Genomic DNA, 13,756 nt, shown 5'->3' with positions numbered 1-13,756 from the left:
GAATGATCCGGCAAGGGCCTCGCCGCATCCGTGCGGCGGGGTTTTTGTCTGCTAAGCGGCTTGCCTTCGCACTCGCTGAGTGCACCAGTCGAGCATGGCCGCGAGCAGAAATCCCGCACAGGCCGCGAGGGCGTCGACGACGAAATCCTCGAGCCGGGCATGCCGCCCTGGCGCCCACAATTGCGCGACTTCAAGCGCCCCGATCAAGACCACGGCAAGTCCCGTGGCCAGCATACGACGACCGCGATAGGCGAGGCCGAAGGCAAGCCCGACAAGGATGAAAGCCAGCGCATGCTCGCCGTCCTGGCCCAGATTGGAATGCGGCCGGACGCGCGCCGGACCGAGGGTTGCGAATGTGACGGCGGCGGCGAGCAGCCAGGCGGCGAAGCGGGTGATGAAGGTCATCCCTCCGAATAGCACAAGCCGGGCTACTGATTGGGCTCACACCCCCTTGAGCCCTCCGTGTCGTTAATGGGTTCGCTGCCGCTTCAGAGCATCACGACCCGGCTCGGCAGGACCAGGCGATGAGAAGAATTTGATCGTCGGCGGCCGCGATGCAGTAATGAACGTTCTGCCGCTCCTGCGGTCGGCGATGTAACTTTTGCTATTTTTCTCAAGCCATCGACAGCTCTCTGAGACGAGGCCATTTTTCCTTTTGCGCCAAGGATTTGCTGAGGGTTTGCGAGCGAGGTGCTCGCGCCGCGCGAGGGACGTTCGATGCGTCGATTCAATTCAATGTTGTGGGCATCAGGAAAGCGCGTTCGGCGTGTGGTGGCGCAGTTCGTGGCCATCGCGGCGGCCAGCCTTCCGGCGGCCGGCGCCTGAGCGTCCGGCTTCCGCTGCTTCATTAATTATTGCGCGGCCGGCTTGATACCGCTCAACAGTCTCTCGCAAAGCGCGCTAACATGGAGGTGCGCTGGGCGAGGAGGGTTCGATGTCGCGTTACGTCGTCAACTTCATGAAAGACGTGCTCGGCGAAAACGGCCGGCAATGTGAGATCTGCCAGAGCACGCTCGAAATCGACGCCGCCGACGAAAAGCTGGCGGCCGAGCTCGCTAAGAAGAAGTTTTGCGAGATGCAGGAGCTACGCGACTGGTCCCTGCATGCGGATCGCATCCAGGTGAGGGCGGCCGATTTCCCGTCGTGATCGACGGCTTGAGACAGCCGAAGTCGTTCAACGCCCGGAGGTGGGTGGCTCAGTGCCGCCAGCGCCGAGCGAGCGCTGCACCATCACGGTGTCCGACCAGCGGCCGTACCGGAACGCGACTGCGGGGAGAAGCCCGACCCGGGTAAAGCCAAATCGCTCGTGGATGCCGAGCGAGGCGGTGTTGTCGGCGTCGATATAGCCGATCATCTGGCGAAAGCCGGCCGCCGCACAGGCGTCGATCAATGCCTGCATCAGCAGCCGGCCGACGCCGCGGCCGAGATGCTCGTGATGCACATAGATCGAGTGCTTCACGGCGAAGCGATAGGCGGGCCGCTTCCGGAACGGCACGACGTAGGCATAGCCTACGATCTCGGCGCGGAATGTCGCGACCAGATGCGGCATGCGATGGTTGCGCAGGTTCTTGCGCCGTTGCCTGAGATCGTCCGGCTCCGGCACGCCGGAATTGGCGGCGCCGTCTTCGACCCCGCGGCGGATGTGCCGGCGATAGATCGCGAGCATGGCCTCGACGTCCTCGTCGCGCGACGGGCGGACGAGCACCGGCGGCTCGCTCTGGACGGCTGCGATCGAATTCTCCATCGGCGCGGACTCACTCGGCTGCGACATAGGTGTAGAGGCGGATGCGGCCCGCCTCGTCGATCTCCTTGTAGAGCCCTTGGATCTCGACGTCGAAACCGGGGAAGGTGTTGAAGGCCTGTTCGAACATCTTCAGGTAATCGATCATCGGCTTGGCCCGTTCCGACAGGCGTTCGCCCGGCACGATGGTGGCGATTCCGGGCGGATAGACCACGAACGGCGTGGTCGCGATCCGGCCGGCGATCTTGTCGATCGGCAGATAATCGACGTCATTGCGCATCAGGGCGCGAGCAGCCTCGCGGGGGGAGATCGCAATCTCCGGCATGTGCTCGGGCAGGAACTGCTTGGCCTGCAGCGCACTCACGTCGGCCGCACGATAGAAACGGTGCATCTCGGCGCAGAGGTCGCGCAGCCGCACCTTGCCATAACGGCCAAAGCGGCGGCGGGTGAATTCCGGGATCGCATCCTCCAACAGCACGTTGTCGTCGTGCAGCCTCTTGAAGGCGACGAGGCCGCTGATCAGCGTGCCGGCCTTGCTGGCCTCCACGCCCGGTGTCAGCAGAAACAAGAGCGAGTTGAGGTCGTTCTTCTCGGCCACGATCCGGTTCTCGCGGAGATATTGCGCGACCACGGGCGCGGGGATGCCGTGCTCGGCATAGCCGCCGGTCGCCCGGTCGAAGCCGGGGGTCAGCAGCGTCAGCTTGTTCGGATCGGTCATGGCGAAACCGGCCTCCATGTTCGGAAAGCCGTGCCAGGTGGAATTGGGACCGAGCTGCCAGAGGGACGCGTCGGTGGCCAACTGGTCGGTCGAGATCGCCTCCCACGCGACGTCATGGACCCCGCCCGGGCTTGCGGCATCCGGGATCGCCACGCGGTCCGGCACGAACGGCTCGAAGAACCAGCGCCGCGCCGGATCCTTCTCCTTCTCCTCAAATTCCCGGCGCATCGCCCGGATCTTCTTGCGCAATTCGATGCCGAGCCGGATCGTGTCATCCCACAGCACTTCGCCGGAACGCCCCTTCATCATCTGCGCGCCGACATCGAGCGAGGCGAACAGCGGATAGAACGGCGAAGTCGAGGCGTGCTGCATGAAGCTTTCGTTGAAGCGCCGATGCTCGATCCGGCGCCGCTGGCCCTTGATGTGGCGATCCTTGACGTGGATCTGCGAGGCCTGGGAGAAGCTGGCAAGCTGCTTGTGCGTGGATTGGGTGGCGATGATCCCAGGCGCGTTCGGGCCCAGTTCCGAAAGCCCCATCGCGAAGCGGCCGGCATAGAGAGGGTGGAATTTCATGAACCCGGCCCAGGCCTCGTCGAACATGATGTACTCGCAGAGGTGGCCGATCCGCTTCAGGATCATCTCGGCGCTGTGGATCGAGCCGTCATAGGTGCACTGCTCGACCACGGCGACGCGGAACGGGCGCTCCCTGCGCCAGGCGTCGGGGTCCTTGACCAGCGGGTTGTTGCGGATCTGCTGGCGCAGATGCTCCTCGTCGAGCAGGTCCCAGCGCATCGGGCCGATCAGGCCCCAGGCATTGCGGACCGTCGGGACATAAATCGGGATGCCGCCGGAGATCAGCAGCGCGCCATGGTGGGCGGCCTTGTGATTGTTCCGGTCGAACAGCACGAGGTCGCCGTCGGTGACCAGCGCTCCCAGCACCACCTTGTTCGAGGTGGAGGTGCCGTTCAGCACGAAATAGGTCTTTTCGGCGCCGAAGATCTGCGCCGCTTCCTTCTGCGCCCGCAGCGCCGGTCCCTCATGGGTCAGGAGGTCGCCGAGGTCGAGGACGGAATTGTCGAGGTCGTCGCGGAACACGGCTTCGCCGAGATGCTCGACGAAGATCCGGCCGATCGGGCTGCGGCTGTAGAACACGCCGCCATTGTGCCCGGGGCAGGTCCAGAGCTGATTGCCTTCCTCGGCATAGTCGACGAGCGTGCCGAAGAACGGCGTCTTCAACGTCTCGGCATATTGCTTGAGCCGGCTGATCAGGTTCTTGGCGATGAAGGGCGGCGTTTCCTCCGACAGGAACACATAGCCGTCGATGAAGTCGAGCACCTCGACCGGCAGATCCTCGAACCGCTTGCGCCGGATCAGGAGGATGATCGGAAAATCGAGGCCGCGCCGGCGCATCAGGTTGATCAGGGCCATGGTTTTGCCCTCGAGACCCTTCTTGCCCCAATCGACCACCATGCAGCCGATCGCGGCATCGGTCTGCACGGCGATCTCGGCGTCTTCGAGCTTGCGGGCCCGCACCACCTCGAACCCGGAACGCTGGATCTCTTCGATGATCTGGTTGAAACGGACGCCCGCGAGGTCGTCGGGCTCAAAGACCGGAGCGGCGAACAGGAAGGTGAAGCGTCGGAAATAGTCCATGCGGGTCTGCCAAGTTTGGGTCGGAGGCCAGCTGTCGGTACATTCCATGACAGTTCAATGACAGTGTAGAGTGTCGTCAGGGCCAGCGCGTTCAAATCAACGGTAGGACGCTGCTTGTCACGCCGCCGGCTCGATGGCAATCGAGCCAGTTCGAATCTGTGCCAAGGATCTCAGTGTGTTACCTGAATGGATCAGCCTTGAATGCCCGGCCACCTCGGAGCGTCACCGCCAGTCGGCGCTGGCGCGGCAGGCGCAATTGACCAAGCCGCTCGGCGCGCTCGGACGACTGGAGGAGATCGCAGTGGAGTTGGCGGCGCTCCAGGCCACCGACAGGCCGGGGGCGGAGCGGGCGCCGATCATCCTGTTCGCTGGCGATCATGGCATCGCGGCCCGCGGTGTATCGGCCTATCCGCCCGAGGTCACCGTCCAGATGTTGCACAACTTCGCCGGTGGCGGGGCGGCAATCTCGGTGCTGGCGCGCACGCTCGGTTGTCCGCTCGAAGTCGTCGACGCCGGCACGTTGGGCGATCAGCCGATACCGGGTGTGATCGTCGATAAGCCACGGCGCGGGACCCGCGATTTCGGCGTCGAGACGGCTCTGACATCCGAGGAGGTGGCTTTTGCGCTCGCCTGCGGGCAGCGCGCAATCGCGCGCCAGGCGGAGCCCAAGCCGCAGCTGGTGATTCTCGGTGAGATGGGGATCGGCAATACGACCTCCGCCTCGGCGATTGCGGCTGCGCTCCTGGGATGGCCCGCGGCTGAAATCGTCGGGAGCGGCACCGGGCTGGATGGGGAAGGGCGCGCGCGAAAGGCGCGCGTGATTGCCGACGCGCTCGCATTGCATGGACTGGAAGTTGGCACCCCCGTGGAGACCGTGCTCGCCGCGGTCGGTGGGCTCGAGATCGTCGCAATGACCGGCGCGATCATTGCTGCTGCACGAATGGGTGTACCGGTTCTGATCGACGGCTTCATCGTCTCGGTCGCCGCCCTTGCTGCCGTGAAGCTCAATCCGTCGTGTCGGCCATGGCTCCTCTTCTCGCATCGTTCGGCCGAACTGGGCCACCGCGTCGTGCTGGACGCACTCGGTGCGCGGCCGCTGATCGATCTCGATCTGCGGCTCGGCGAAGCCTCGGGGGCGGCGACTGCGTTGCCCCTGCTGCGGCTGGCATGCGCGCTTCATAACGAGATGGCGACTTTTGCCGAAGCCGCGGTGTCGGGCCGCGACAGCTGATGCGGATCGATCTGCTGCGGCACGGCGACACCGGGCGCGAGCGCTATCTCGACGGCCGCAGCGATCCGCCGCTGAGCGAGATGGGGTGGCGGCAATTTGCCAAGCAGACCCAAGACGGAGCATGGAGGCACATCGTGTGCTCGCCGCGGGCGCGGGCGCGGGCTGCTGCCGACGATTTGGCCCGACGATCGGGCACGGTGGTCCATATCGACCCCGACTGGAGCGAACTCGATTTCGGTCGTTGGGACGGGCGATCACGGGACGAGATCGCGGCGCGGCCTGATCATGCCGCATTGCTGCAGGCGTTCTACGCCGATCCCACGGCTTTTACCGCGCCCGGCGGGGAAAGCTGGGTGTCTTTGCGCGATCGCGTCGGTCGAGCCCTCGACAGGCTGACGACAGAACCTGAGCTCTCTCCCGTGCTGATCGTGACGCACGGCGGGGCCATCCGTGCTGCGCTGTCGTTGATCTTGAACTGGCCGCTGCGGTCGCTGTGGAGTTTGCGCATCAATCCCGCGACTCGTATCACGCTCGAGATCGGGCGCGGCGAGGACGATGCGCTCTGGGGCGAAATCATCGAGATCATCCAGCCATGAGTCGTCGTGAATTCTGGATCGCGCTGCAGTTTCTTACGCGCCTCCCGACCCCGCGTGTCGCCGACATGCGACCCGGCGATCTCAAGCGCGCCGCGATGTTCTTCCCCGCCGTCGGACTCGTCGTCGGGATATGTCTTGCCTTGATCGCGCGCATTCTCCACGGCAGCAATCCTTGGGTCGTTGCGCTCGCTGTGGTCGTGGCCTGGATCTGGATCACCGGCGCGCTGCATCTCGATGGGCTCGGCGACGTGGCCGACGCATTCGGCGCCTCGCACGGCAAGCCCGATCGCTTCATCGAGGTGCTGGGTGATCCTCATGCCGGCAATTTTGCCGTGGTCGCGATCGCCTTGCAGATCGCGGCGAAGCTCGTGCTCATCGCGCATCTGCCGGCGTCGCTTGCGATCGGGGCGCTGGTGCTCATTCCGGCCTGGGCGCGCTGGGGCACGTTGGTTTGGAGCAGGCTGCTCGTATCATTGAAGCCGGGGCTCGGGGCCAGCGTTGCAAACAGTGTCGGTTGGCTCCTGATTGGCGGCTGGGCGCTGGCGCTTCTCCTACTGGCCCTCATCGGCGCGCGCCCGACGCTCGTGGCGTTGATCGTCATTCCCGCCGTTGCGCTTTATTGGCAATCGCGGCTCGGCAGCATTACCGGCGATGGCCTTGGCGCCAGTGTCGAGGTGACGGAGACATTGCTGCTGTTCGCCTGCGTGTTCAGCCTGCAGTGAGCGCATCGGCGAGCCGTTGCCATTCCTCCTCGCGACCCGGCAGGCCGAAACGCAGCCAAGTCTCATTATGGGCGAACCGCCTGACGTGAATGCCTCGCTGCGCGAGGCGATCGGCCAGATGTCGGGCGGCCACGCTCTCGGCAAGACGGAACAGCGGGGTGCCGCCAACAATGTTGCAGCCGGCGGCCATCAGCAGCGCGTCGAGACGTGCGCAATCCGCAGCCAATCGTTGCCGCGCCTGCTGCAGCCACACATCATCCCGCAACGCTGCGGCTCCGATCGCGAGCGCAGGTCCAGAGACCGCCCAGGGGCCGAGGTCACCCCTTAAGCGTTGGCAGAGTTCAGGTGCCGCAATGGCGAAGCCGAGCCGCAGGCCCGCGAAACCATAGGCCTTGCCGAAGGAGCGCAGCACGATGGTTGCTGGCGGCAGCCGAGACGTCAGGCTCGCATCACCAGGTAGAAAATCCGCAAAGGCTTCGTCCACGATCAGGAGGCCGTCACGCCGCGCCAGCTCGGAGCCGAGCGAAACGAGCGTCTCGCGCGGCAGTAGACGACCGGTGGGATTATTGGGATTCACCACGACGGCAACGTCGGCCTCGGCCAGCGCCTCGACCTCATTGACCGTGCGGACTCGATGGCCGCAACGATGCCAGCACAGCGCATGTTCCTCATAAGTAAGGCCGAGCACAGCGACCGTTCCCGGGGAACGGAGGCGGGGGATGATCTGCAGCAGCGCCTGGGTGCCTGGGGCGGCGATCAAGGAAGCAGGGGCTTGAAGTCCGCAGCGGGCCGCGGCGGCTGCGAGCAGGGTGCGTTCGTCGGCGTTGGTCGGCAACCGCGTCCAGGCCTCGGCCGCAAGCCTCGGCAGCGGATAGGCGATCGGATTGATGCCGGTCGACAGGTCGACCCAGGGCTGCGGCGCGTCGGGATAGCGGCGGCTGATCTCGTCGATATTTCCGCCGTGAGCGACCGCTTCCGGCCGGATGCCCCGCGTGCTACTCGCTTTATGGTCCATACCAGTCCTTCGATCGGGGATCGATGTTTCTCGCCGTCGCGCTTGCCGCGCTCATCATCGAGGCGCTCTTTGGCTACCCGCAAGCGCTGGTCCGCCGTATCGGACACCCCGTGATGTGGATCGGCGCGCTGATAGCATGGGCTGATGCTCACTGGAACCGCGCATCGGCCTCCTTCCGTGCCCGCCGCGTCCGGGGTGTGGTGCTGGTCCTTCTGCTGGGAATGGCTGTCGCGTCTGTGGGGCTGGCGCTCGCGGCAGCCGCGCATTGGGCATTGCCGGAACCATTCGCGGCGCTGGTCTTAGGTCTCGTTGCGAGCAGTCTGCTGGCGCAGCGCAGTCTAGATCAGCACGTGTCCGCCGTAGCCTCGGCGCTCGACAAGGAAGGGATCGCCGGCGGCCGCCGTGCCGTGTCGATGATCGTCGGCCGCGATCCTGAAAGCCTCGACCAGGCGGGCGTTGCGCGCGCTGCGATCGAGAGCTTGGCTGAAAATTTCTCCGACGGCGTGGTCGCGCCGCTGTTCTGGCTGGCGGTCGCCGGCCTGCCGGGCATGCTGGTCTACAAGGCGCTCAATACTGCCGACAGCATGATCGGGCATCTGTCAGAGCGTCACCGCGCCTTCGGCTGGGCGGCGGCACGCCTCGACGACCTCGTCAATCTGCCGGCATCGCGGCTTTCGGCGGTGTGGCTGGTGCTTGCTGCCTGCGTGATCCCTGGTGCCGCGCCGCGCGAGGCGATACGTGCAGTCTGGCACGGCGCCCACAAGCATCGCTCGCCCAATGCCGGTTGGCCAGAGGCGGCGATGGCCGGTGCGCTTGGCCTGCGACTGGCGGGCCCGCGTGTTTATCACGGCCAAATCGTCGAGGATGCCTGGATTGGCGCGGGGCGCGCGGAAGCGGAGGCGCGCGATATCAGGCGCGCGCTGTCGCTCTACCGGGCCGCCTGCATGATTCAAGGTCTGGTGATTGCCGGGCTGGTGATCGCTGTCAGCCAATGACCGGCAGCGTCGGTGTGCGTGCCAGCTCCAGAATGCGATCGATATCAACGTGTCGTTCGAGATGCGCAGCCAGCTCATCCAGCGTGGTCTCGACCTCGGCCTCGTAGTCCGAGACCGTTGAATCCGCGCCGAGGCCAGCCAGCCATTGGCTGCGCAAGCCGTCGGCGCTGAACAGCCCGTGCACATAGCATCCCGCGATGCGGCCGGTTGCGACGGCCGCGCCATCGCTGCGGCCGTCCTCGAACTTGAGAAATGGCTGCGTCGTATCGGGGCCGGTGGTCTGCCCGATGTGCATTTCATAGCCGCGGAAGGATGCGCCGCCGCTCAGCAGCGTACCGCCGACCTCACGCAGCGCCTTGTCCGAGGTGAGAATGGTCGTCACATCGAGCAGGCCGAGGCCGGGGACCGCGCCGGCCTGACCTTCGCGGCCATCAGGATCGCTGATGATCCGGCCGAGCATCTGATAGCCGCCGCAGATGCCGAGCACACGGCCGCGGCGCCGGACGTGAGCTGCAAGATCGATATCCCAGCCGGTTTGCCGCAGCGCGGTCAGATCGGCGATGGTCGCTTTCGAGCCCGGCAGAATGACGACGGCGGCATCACCGGGGATCGGGGTCCCGGGACGCAGAAACTGCAATTCGATTCTGTCTTCCAGCTGTAGCGGATCGAACTCATCGAAATTGGAAATCCGCGGGTAGGCCAGTACGACGACCTTAGGCGGGCCGCTTGGAGGTGAGGCCCCGCGCGAAGGAAGCCCCAGCGCATCCTCTGCCGGCAAGCGATGCGCGCCGGCGAAATACGGCACGAGCCCTAACGCCTGCCAGTTCGTCCGCGCCGCGATCTCGGCCATTCCAGCCGCGAACAGGGCCGGATCGCCGCGGAACTTGTTGACGAGAAAGCCTGCGATGAGCGCAGCATCCTCCGCCGCCAGCACGGCCTTGGTCCCGACCAGGCTCGCGATGACGCCGCCGCGATCGATATCTCCGATCAGGACCACCGGCAGGTCCGTCGCACGGGCAAAGCCCATATTGGCGATGTCGCCGGCGCGAAGATTGATCTCGGAAGCCGAGCCAGCGCCTTCCACCAGCACAACGTCTGCGTCGTCGGCGAGGCGCGAAAGACTGTCGAGCACCGCGCCCATCAGTTGTGGTTTCATCGCCTGATAGGCCGATGCCTTGGCGTTGCCGATCACGCGGCCTTGCACGACGACTTGCGATCCGACCTCGCTCTGCGGCTTCAGCAGCACCGGGTTCATGTGTACCGAGGTCGGCCGCTTCGCCGCGCGCGCCTGCAGCGCCTGAGCGCGGCCGATCTCGCCGCCATCTGCGGTCACGGCCGCATTGTTCGACATGTTCTGCGGCTTGAATGGCGCCACTTTGAGGCCGCGCAAAGTCAGCGCCCGCGCGAGCCCGGCAACGATGAGCGACTTGCCGACGTCGGAGCCGGTGCCCTGGAACATGATGGCGCGCGCGACCATGCGGTTAAAACTCGATGCCTTCCTGCGCCTTCACGCCGGCGGTGAAGTGATGCTTGACCAGATTCATCTCTGTGACGAGATCGGCGGCTTCGATCAATTCGGGCTTGGCATTACGGCCGGTGACGACGACATGCAGATCGGGGCGACGCGCACGCAAGGTTTCGACGACATCAGTGATCGGCAGGTGATCATAGCGCAGCGCGATGTTGAGCTCGTCGAGAATCAGGAGCCGGATCGAGGGATCGGCCATGAGCTCCTTGGCCTTGGCCCAGGCGCGCTCGGCCGCGGCGACGTCGCGGGCACGATCCTGAGTCTCCCAGGTAAAGCCTTCGCCGAGCGTGTGCCATGTGACCTGGTCGCCGAACTTTTCGATCGCCTTGCGCTCGCCGGTTTGCCATGCGCCCTTGCCGAATTGCACCACGCCGATGCGGAAGCCGCGGCCGAGGGCGCGCAGCATCAAGCCCCAGGCAGCCGTCGACTTACCCTTGCCCTTGCCGGTGTGGACGATCAGCAGGCCTTTTTCAACGGTCTTCGATGCGACCTCGGCGTCCTGGATCGCTTTGCGGTTCTCCATCTTGGCCTTGTGGCGCGCATCCTCGTTGTGGTCACTCATTCTCGTTTCCTCTCGATGCGCTGCTATTTCAACGTCAGCGGCAGGCCCGCCGCCATCAGGATCACGCGATCCGCGGATGTTGCAATATCCTGGTTGAGGCGGCCCTGCGCATCGCGAAACGCGCGGGCCAGCGCGTTATCCGGCACGATGCCGAGCCCGACCTCGTTGGAGACGGCAACGATTGGGCCCCTGGCGGCAGCTAATGCATCGGCGAGCTCACGACAAGCAACGGCAACGTCGCGGCCGCTCAGCATGATATTGCTGAGCCAGAGCGTGAGACAATCGACCAGAACAGGTGTTGCAGAATCGCCGTTCGCCGCCACGGCAGCTGCAAGATCGAGAGGTGTCTCGATCGTCCGCCATCCATCGGCGCGGCGCGCTTTGTGTTCGGCGATGCGCGACGCCATCTCGTTGTCGAACGCCTGCGCGGTTGCGAGATAGATCCAGGGGGAAGGGAGGGCGGTGATCAGCGCCTCCGCGTACCGGCTCTTGCCGGAGCGCGCGCCGCCGAGCACCAGGGTCAGGCGCGGCAGGGCAGGGCTAGGCGGGGCGGGTGGCATGACGGCAGGATTTCCGATTGACGGGCTTTGGCTCGATCCCGTATCTAACAGATGACGGTTCTCCGAAAGGAGAGATTTAGGGAACGCGGTGCGGGATCTCCTCCCAAGGCCGCGGCTGCCCCCGCAACTGTAATCGGTGAGTGCGAGGCCTTTGAACCACTGGGAAACCGGGAAGGTGGTCTCGCGCGGCGACCCGAGAGCCAGGAGACCTGCCGTCGACATTGCTGTTGGCCGACCCGTCGCGCGGGGAGTCGCGATGCAGGGTTCTGATCCCGGAACTGTCTGGGATGCCGTCGGGCGCAGCGTATCGCACGAACCCTGACAGGTTCGGGCATCGACGGAGACGGCCATGAGATTTCCCACCAGATTTCCAACCCGCATCGCGTTTGCAGTCGCAGTCGTGGCACTGTTCGCCGATCCTGCATCGGCCCACCATATGATGGGCGGCAAGCTGCCGCAGACCTTGGCGCAAGGCCTGCTCTCCGGGCTTGCTCACCCCGTCATCGGGCTCGATCATTTCGCCGCGATTGTGGGAGCGGGCATCGTCGCTGCGCTGATCGGCCGTGGCTTTGCGCCGGTGTTGGCCTTCACCACGGCTATGATCGCCGGCGTGATGCTGCATGTCGGCCGCGCTGATATTCCCGCCGCAGAGCTTCTCGTCGGGTTGTCGACGGCCGCAATCGGCCTGCTGATCCTGCTGCGCGCCGGCTTCGGTGTGCTGCCGGTCGCGATCCTGTTTGCGTTGACCGGGATAGTGCATGGCTACGCGCTGGGCGAATCGATCGTTGGTGCTGAAAGCGCGCCGCTGGGCGCCTATCTCGCCGGGCTGCTGGTGATCCAGAGCGTCATTGCCGCCGGTGCGTTCCTGGCCACCCGGATGATTGCTGCGCGCGGCGTTTCCTTCTCGCTTTTCGCGCTGCGGATCGCGGGCGCCGCGATTGCGCTGGTGGGCGGTGCGGCAGCCGCCATGGCGGCTGGTCTGGCCGGATGAGCAGCACAGACCCGGGCGCGACGACGTTGTTCGTCTGCGTCACCTGCCGGATGCAGAGCGCCGAGCCTGCGTCCAGCGAGCAGCCGCGTGCCGGTGCGCGGCTACTCGAGGCCATCCATGCGGTCGCAGCCGAGCATCGCGATGTCACCGTGGTGCCGGTCGAGTGCCTCTCGAATTGCAGTCGCGCCTGCACGGTTGCGGTCACTGCGCCTGGCAAGTGGACCTATATCGTCGGAGCGCTCGATCCGGATGTCCATGCCGATGATGTGCTCGCTTTTGCCAGGCTGCATCAGGTCCACGAGGCCGGCCTGCCGCCGTGGCGGGAGCGTCCCGAATACGTGAGAAAAAACACGATCGCCCGCGTGCCGCCGCTGCCGTCGCGCTCATCCAAAGAGGCTTCGCTGCCATGAAATCCTTCGCAAAGACGCCATGCACGATCGTCACCGGTTTCCTCGGCGCCGGCAAGACCACGCTGGTGCGCAACCTGATCGAGACCGCGAACGGTCGCAGGCTCGCCATCATCGTCAATGAGTTCGGCGATGTCGGGATCGACGGCGATATCCTGAAAGGCTGCGGCGTGCCGGATTGCCCGGAGGATCGCATCGTCGAATTGTCGAACGGCTGCCTGTGCTGCACCGTCGCCGACGACTTTGTGCCCGCGCTGAAGAGCCTGCTCAATCAGAACGAACCGCCCGAGCACATCGTGATCGAGACTTCCGGCCTCGCGCTGCCGAAGCCGCTGGTGCAGGCGTTCAATTGGCCGGAGATCGCAACCCGTGTCACCGTTGACGGAGTCGTTGCAGTCGTTGACGGGCCGGCCGTGATCGCCGGCCGCTTCGCCGATGATCCGGAGGCGCTGGCGGCGCAGCGCGCGGCGGACGGCTCGCTCGATCACGACAATCCGCTCGAAGAGGTGTTCGAGGATCAGCTGCTCTGCGCCGATCTGATCGTGGTGAACAAGAGCGATCTCATGACGGATGCGGAGCGGCAGGCGGTCGCTGCCGAGATCGCAGCTAAGGTGCAGCGTGCCGTCAAGGTGATCGCGTCCGAGCACGGCAAGCTGTCGGCCTCCGTGCTGCTCGGGCTGGGTGCGGCGGCCGAAGGCGACCTCGGCGCGCGGCCATCGCATCACGACAATGAGGCTGAGCACGATCACGACGATTTCGAAAGCTTTGTGCTCGACGTGCCGGCGCAGGCCTCGCCCGACGTGCTCCTGGCCCGCATCGCGGATGCTGTCGGTGCGCACGATGTGCTGCGGGTGAAGGGTTTCGTGGAAGTCGCAGGCAAGCCGCTGCGGCTCCTGATCCAGGCGGTCGGCAACCGCATCCAGCATCAATTCGAGCGGCCCTGGCGCGCCGGCGAGGAGCGGCGTGGACGGCTCGTGTTCATCGGCGAGCGCGGCCTCGACGTGGCCGCGATCAAGAACCTGGTTGCCGGCTAGCGA

Annotated in this window: 15 protein-coding genes and 1 riboswitch; of the genes, 8 read left to right on the top strand and 7 right to left on the bottom strand. The window is 65.4% G+C overall.

From position 1 onward, the window contains the following. Positions 1–51: 51 nt before the first annotated feature. On the bottom strand, positions 52–405 hold the full coding sequence (locus tag QX071_RS30145; RefSeq protein ID WP_315705520.1) for a VanZ family protein: 354 nt from the start codon (positions 403–405) through the stop codon (positions 52–54). 529 nt (positions 406–934) lie between these two features. Here QX071_RS30145 and QX071_RS30140 point away from each other — a divergent pair. Beyond that, a complete protein-coding gene (locus tag QX071_RS30140) occupies positions 935–1,147 on the top strand; it encodes a hypothetical protein (protein ID WP_315705521.1) in 213 nt (70 codons plus the stop codon). A gap of 27 nt (positions 1,148–1,174) precedes the next feature. Here the strand turns inward: QX071_RS30140 and QX071_RS30135 are convergent, their stop codons facing one another. Both QX071_RS30135 and QX071_RS30130 read right to left on the bottom strand, forming a co-directional pair. Then, entirely contained in the window at positions 1,175–1,744 is a 570-nt protein-coding gene (locus QX071_RS30135) for a GNAT family N-acetyltransferase (protein ID WP_315705522.1), read from the bottom strand. A gap of 10 nt (positions 1,745–1,754) precedes the next feature. Then, positions 1,755–4,112 carry an Orn/Lys/Arg decarboxylase N-terminal domain-containing protein gene (locus QX071_RS30130; RefSeq protein WP_315705523.1) on the bottom strand — a complete coding sequence of 786 codons (2,358 nt, stop codon included), beginning with the start codon at positions 4,110–4,112 and terminating at the stop codon, positions 1,755–1,757. 175 nt (positions 4,113–4,287) lie between these two features. On the opposite strand from QX071_RS30130, the gene cobT reads away from it, so the two are divergent. Genes cobT through QX071_RS30115 form a run of 3 tightly spaced genes read left to right on the top strand, consistent with a single transcriptional unit; the run spans position 4,288 to position 6,661 of the window. Beyond that, positions 4,288–5,343 carry a nicotinate-nucleotide--dimethylbenzimidazole phosphoribosyltransferase gene (gene cobT, locus QX071_RS30125; protein ID WP_315705524.1) on the top strand — a complete coding sequence of 352 codons (1,056 nt, stop codon included), beginning with the start codon at positions 4,288–4,290 and terminating at the stop codon, positions 5,341–5,343. Continuing rightward, positions 5,343–5,939 carry a histidine phosphatase family protein gene (locus tag QX071_RS30120; RefSeq protein WP_315705525.1) on the top strand — a complete coding sequence of 199 codons (597 nt, stop codon included), beginning with the start codon at positions 5,343–5,345 and terminating at the stop codon, positions 5,937–5,939. The genes cobT and QX071_RS30120 overlap by 1 nt, the downstream gene beginning before the upstream one ends. After that, positions 5,936–6,661, top strand: a complete 726-nt coding sequence (locus QX071_RS30115) for an adenosylcobinamide-GDP ribazoletransferase (protein ID WP_315705526.1) — start codon at positions 5,936–5,938, stop codon at positions 6,659–6,661. Before QX071_RS30120 ends, QX071_RS30115 begins: the two co-directional genes overlap by 4 nt. On the opposite strand, the gene cobD is transcribed toward QX071_RS30115, so the two are convergent. After that, positions 6,648–7,676, bottom strand: a complete 1,029-nt coding sequence (cobD, locus tag QX071_RS30110; protein ID WP_315705527.1) for a threonine-phosphate decarboxylase CobD — start codon at positions 7,674–7,676, stop codon at positions 6,648–6,650. The genes QX071_RS30115 and cobD overlap by 14 nt on opposite strands. 23 nt (positions 7,677–7,699) lie before the next feature. Here cobD and cbiB point away from each other — a divergent pair, with 23 nt between their 5' ends. Then, positions 7,700–8,671, top strand: coding sequence for an adenosylcobinamide-phosphate synthase CbiB (gene cbiB / locus QX071_RS30105; protein WP_315705528.1), 972 nt, complete (start codon positions 7,700–7,702; stop codon positions 8,669–8,671). Here cbiB and QX071_RS30100 read toward each other — a convergent pair. From QX071_RS30100 to cobU, 3 genes are read right to left on the bottom strand one after another with little or no spacing between them, the layout of a single operon-like run. Next, on the bottom strand, positions 8,661–10,148 hold the full coding sequence (locus QX071_RS30100; protein WP_315705529.1) for a cobyric acid synthase: 1,488 nt from the start codon (positions 10,146–10,148) through the stop codon (positions 8,661–8,663). The two genes, cbiB and QX071_RS30100, sit on opposite strands and share 11 nt — an antisense overlap. Before the next feature lie 4 nt (positions 10,149–10,152). Beyond that, positions 10,153–10,761, bottom strand: coding sequence for a cob(I)yrinic acid a,c-diamide adenosyltransferase (cobO, locus tag QX071_RS30095; protein WP_315705530.1), 609 nt, complete (start codon positions 10,759–10,761; stop codon positions 10,153–10,155). 23 nt (positions 10,762–10,784) lie between these two features. Then, positions 10,785–11,321, bottom strand: coding sequence for a bifunctional adenosylcobinamide kinase/adenosylcobinamide-phosphate guanylyltransferase (cobU, locus tag QX071_RS30090; RefSeq protein ID WP_315705531.1), 537 nt, complete (start codon positions 11,319–11,321; stop codon positions 10,785–10,787). A 38-nt stretch (positions 11,322–11,359) separates the two neighbouring features. Beyond that, a riboswitch (cobalamin riboswitch) is annotated at positions 11,360–11,553 on the top strand. 117 nt (positions 11,554–11,670) lie between these two features. Between cobU and QX071_RS30085 the strand changes: the two genes are divergently transcribed. Genes QX071_RS30085 through cobW form a run of 3 tightly spaced genes read left to right on the top strand, consistent with a single transcriptional unit; the run spans position 11,671 to position 13,753 of the window. After that, the gene (locus QX071_RS30085; protein WP_315705532.1) at positions 11,671–12,312 is read left to right on the top strand and encodes a HupE/UreJ family protein; all 642 of its coding nucleotides are present in this window, start codon (positions 11,671–11,673) and stop codon (positions 12,310–12,312) included. After that, positions 12,309–12,722: a DUF1636 domain-containing protein gene (locus tag QX071_RS30080; RefSeq protein ID WP_315705533.1), complete on the top strand. Its 414-nt coding sequence runs from the start codon at positions 12,309–12,311 to the stop codon at positions 12,720–12,722. Before QX071_RS30085 ends, QX071_RS30080 begins: the two co-directional genes overlap by 4 nt. Then, positions 12,719–13,753: a cobalamin biosynthesis protein CobW gene (gene cobW / locus QX071_RS30075; RefSeq protein ID WP_315705534.1), complete on the top strand. Its 1,035-nt coding sequence runs from the start codon at positions 12,719–12,721 to the stop codon at positions 13,751–13,753. Before QX071_RS30080 ends, cobW begins: the two co-directional genes overlap by 4 nt. Positions 13,754–13,756: the final 3 nt, after the last annotated feature.

This window comes from Bradyrhizobium sp. SZCCHNS1022, assembly GCF_032484835.1.
In the GTDB taxonomy this organism is placed as follows: Bacteria; Pseudomonadota; Alphaproteobacteria; order Rhizobiales; family Xanthobacteraceae; genus Bradyrhizobium.
Note: the sequence above shows the minus strand (reverse complement) of the source record. Positions and strands in the feature narration are given on the sequence as shown.

Bases quoted from the DNA above. Each gene is read 5' to 3' on its own strand.
- QX071_RS30145 (WP_315705520.1), bottom strand. From the start codon at position 405: ATGACCTTCATCACCCGCTTCGCCGCCTGGCTGCTCGCCGCCGCCGTC.
- QX071_RS30140 (WP_315705521.1), top strand. From the start codon at position 935: ATGTCGCGTTACGTCGTCAACTTCATGAAAGACGTGCTCGGCGAAAAC.
- QX071_RS30135 (WP_315705522.1), bottom strand. From the start codon at position 1,744: ATGGAGAATTCGATCGCAGCCGTCCAGAGCGAGCCGCCGGTGCTCGTC.
- QX071_RS30130 (WP_315705523.1), bottom strand. From the start codon at position 4,112: ATGGACTATTTCCGACGCTTCACCTTCCTGTTCGCCGCTCCGGTCTTT.
- QX071_RS30120 (WP_315705525.1), top strand. From the start codon at position 5,343: ATGCGGATCGATCTGCTGCGGCACGGCGACACCGGGCGCGAGCGCTAT.
- QX071_RS30115 (WP_315705526.1), top strand. From the start codon at position 5,936: ATGAGTCGTCGTGAATTCTGGATCGCGCTGCAGTTTCTTACGCGCCTC.
- cobD (WP_315705527.1), bottom strand. From the start codon at position 7,676: ATGGACCATAAAGCGAGTAGCACGCGGGGCATCCGGCCGGAAGCGGTC.
- cbiB (WP_315705528.1), top strand. From the start codon at position 7,700: ATGTTTCTCGCCGTCGCGCTTGCCGCGCTCATCATCGAGGCGCTCTTT.
- QX071_RS30100 (WP_315705529.1), bottom strand. From the start codon at position 10,148: ATGGTCGCGCGCGCCATCATGTTCCAGGGCACCGGCTCCGACGTCGGC.
- cobO (WP_315705530.1), bottom strand. From the start codon at position 10,761: ATGAGTGACCACAACGAGGATGCGCGCCACAAGGCCAAGATGGAGAAC.
- cobU (WP_315705531.1), bottom strand. From the start codon at position 11,321: ATGCCACCCGCCCCGCCTAGCCCTGCCCTGCCGCGCCTGACCCTGGTG.
- QX071_RS30085 (WP_315705532.1), top strand. From the start codon at position 11,671: ATGAGATTTCCCACCAGATTTCCAACCCGCATCGCGTTTGCAGTCGCA.
- QX071_RS30080 (WP_315705533.1), top strand. From the start codon at position 12,309: ATGAGCAGCACAGACCCGGGCGCGACGACGTTGTTCGTCTGCGTCACC.
- cobW (WP_315705534.1), top strand. From the start codon at position 12,719: ATGAAATCCTTCGCAAAGACGCCATGCACGATCGTCACCGGTTTCCTC.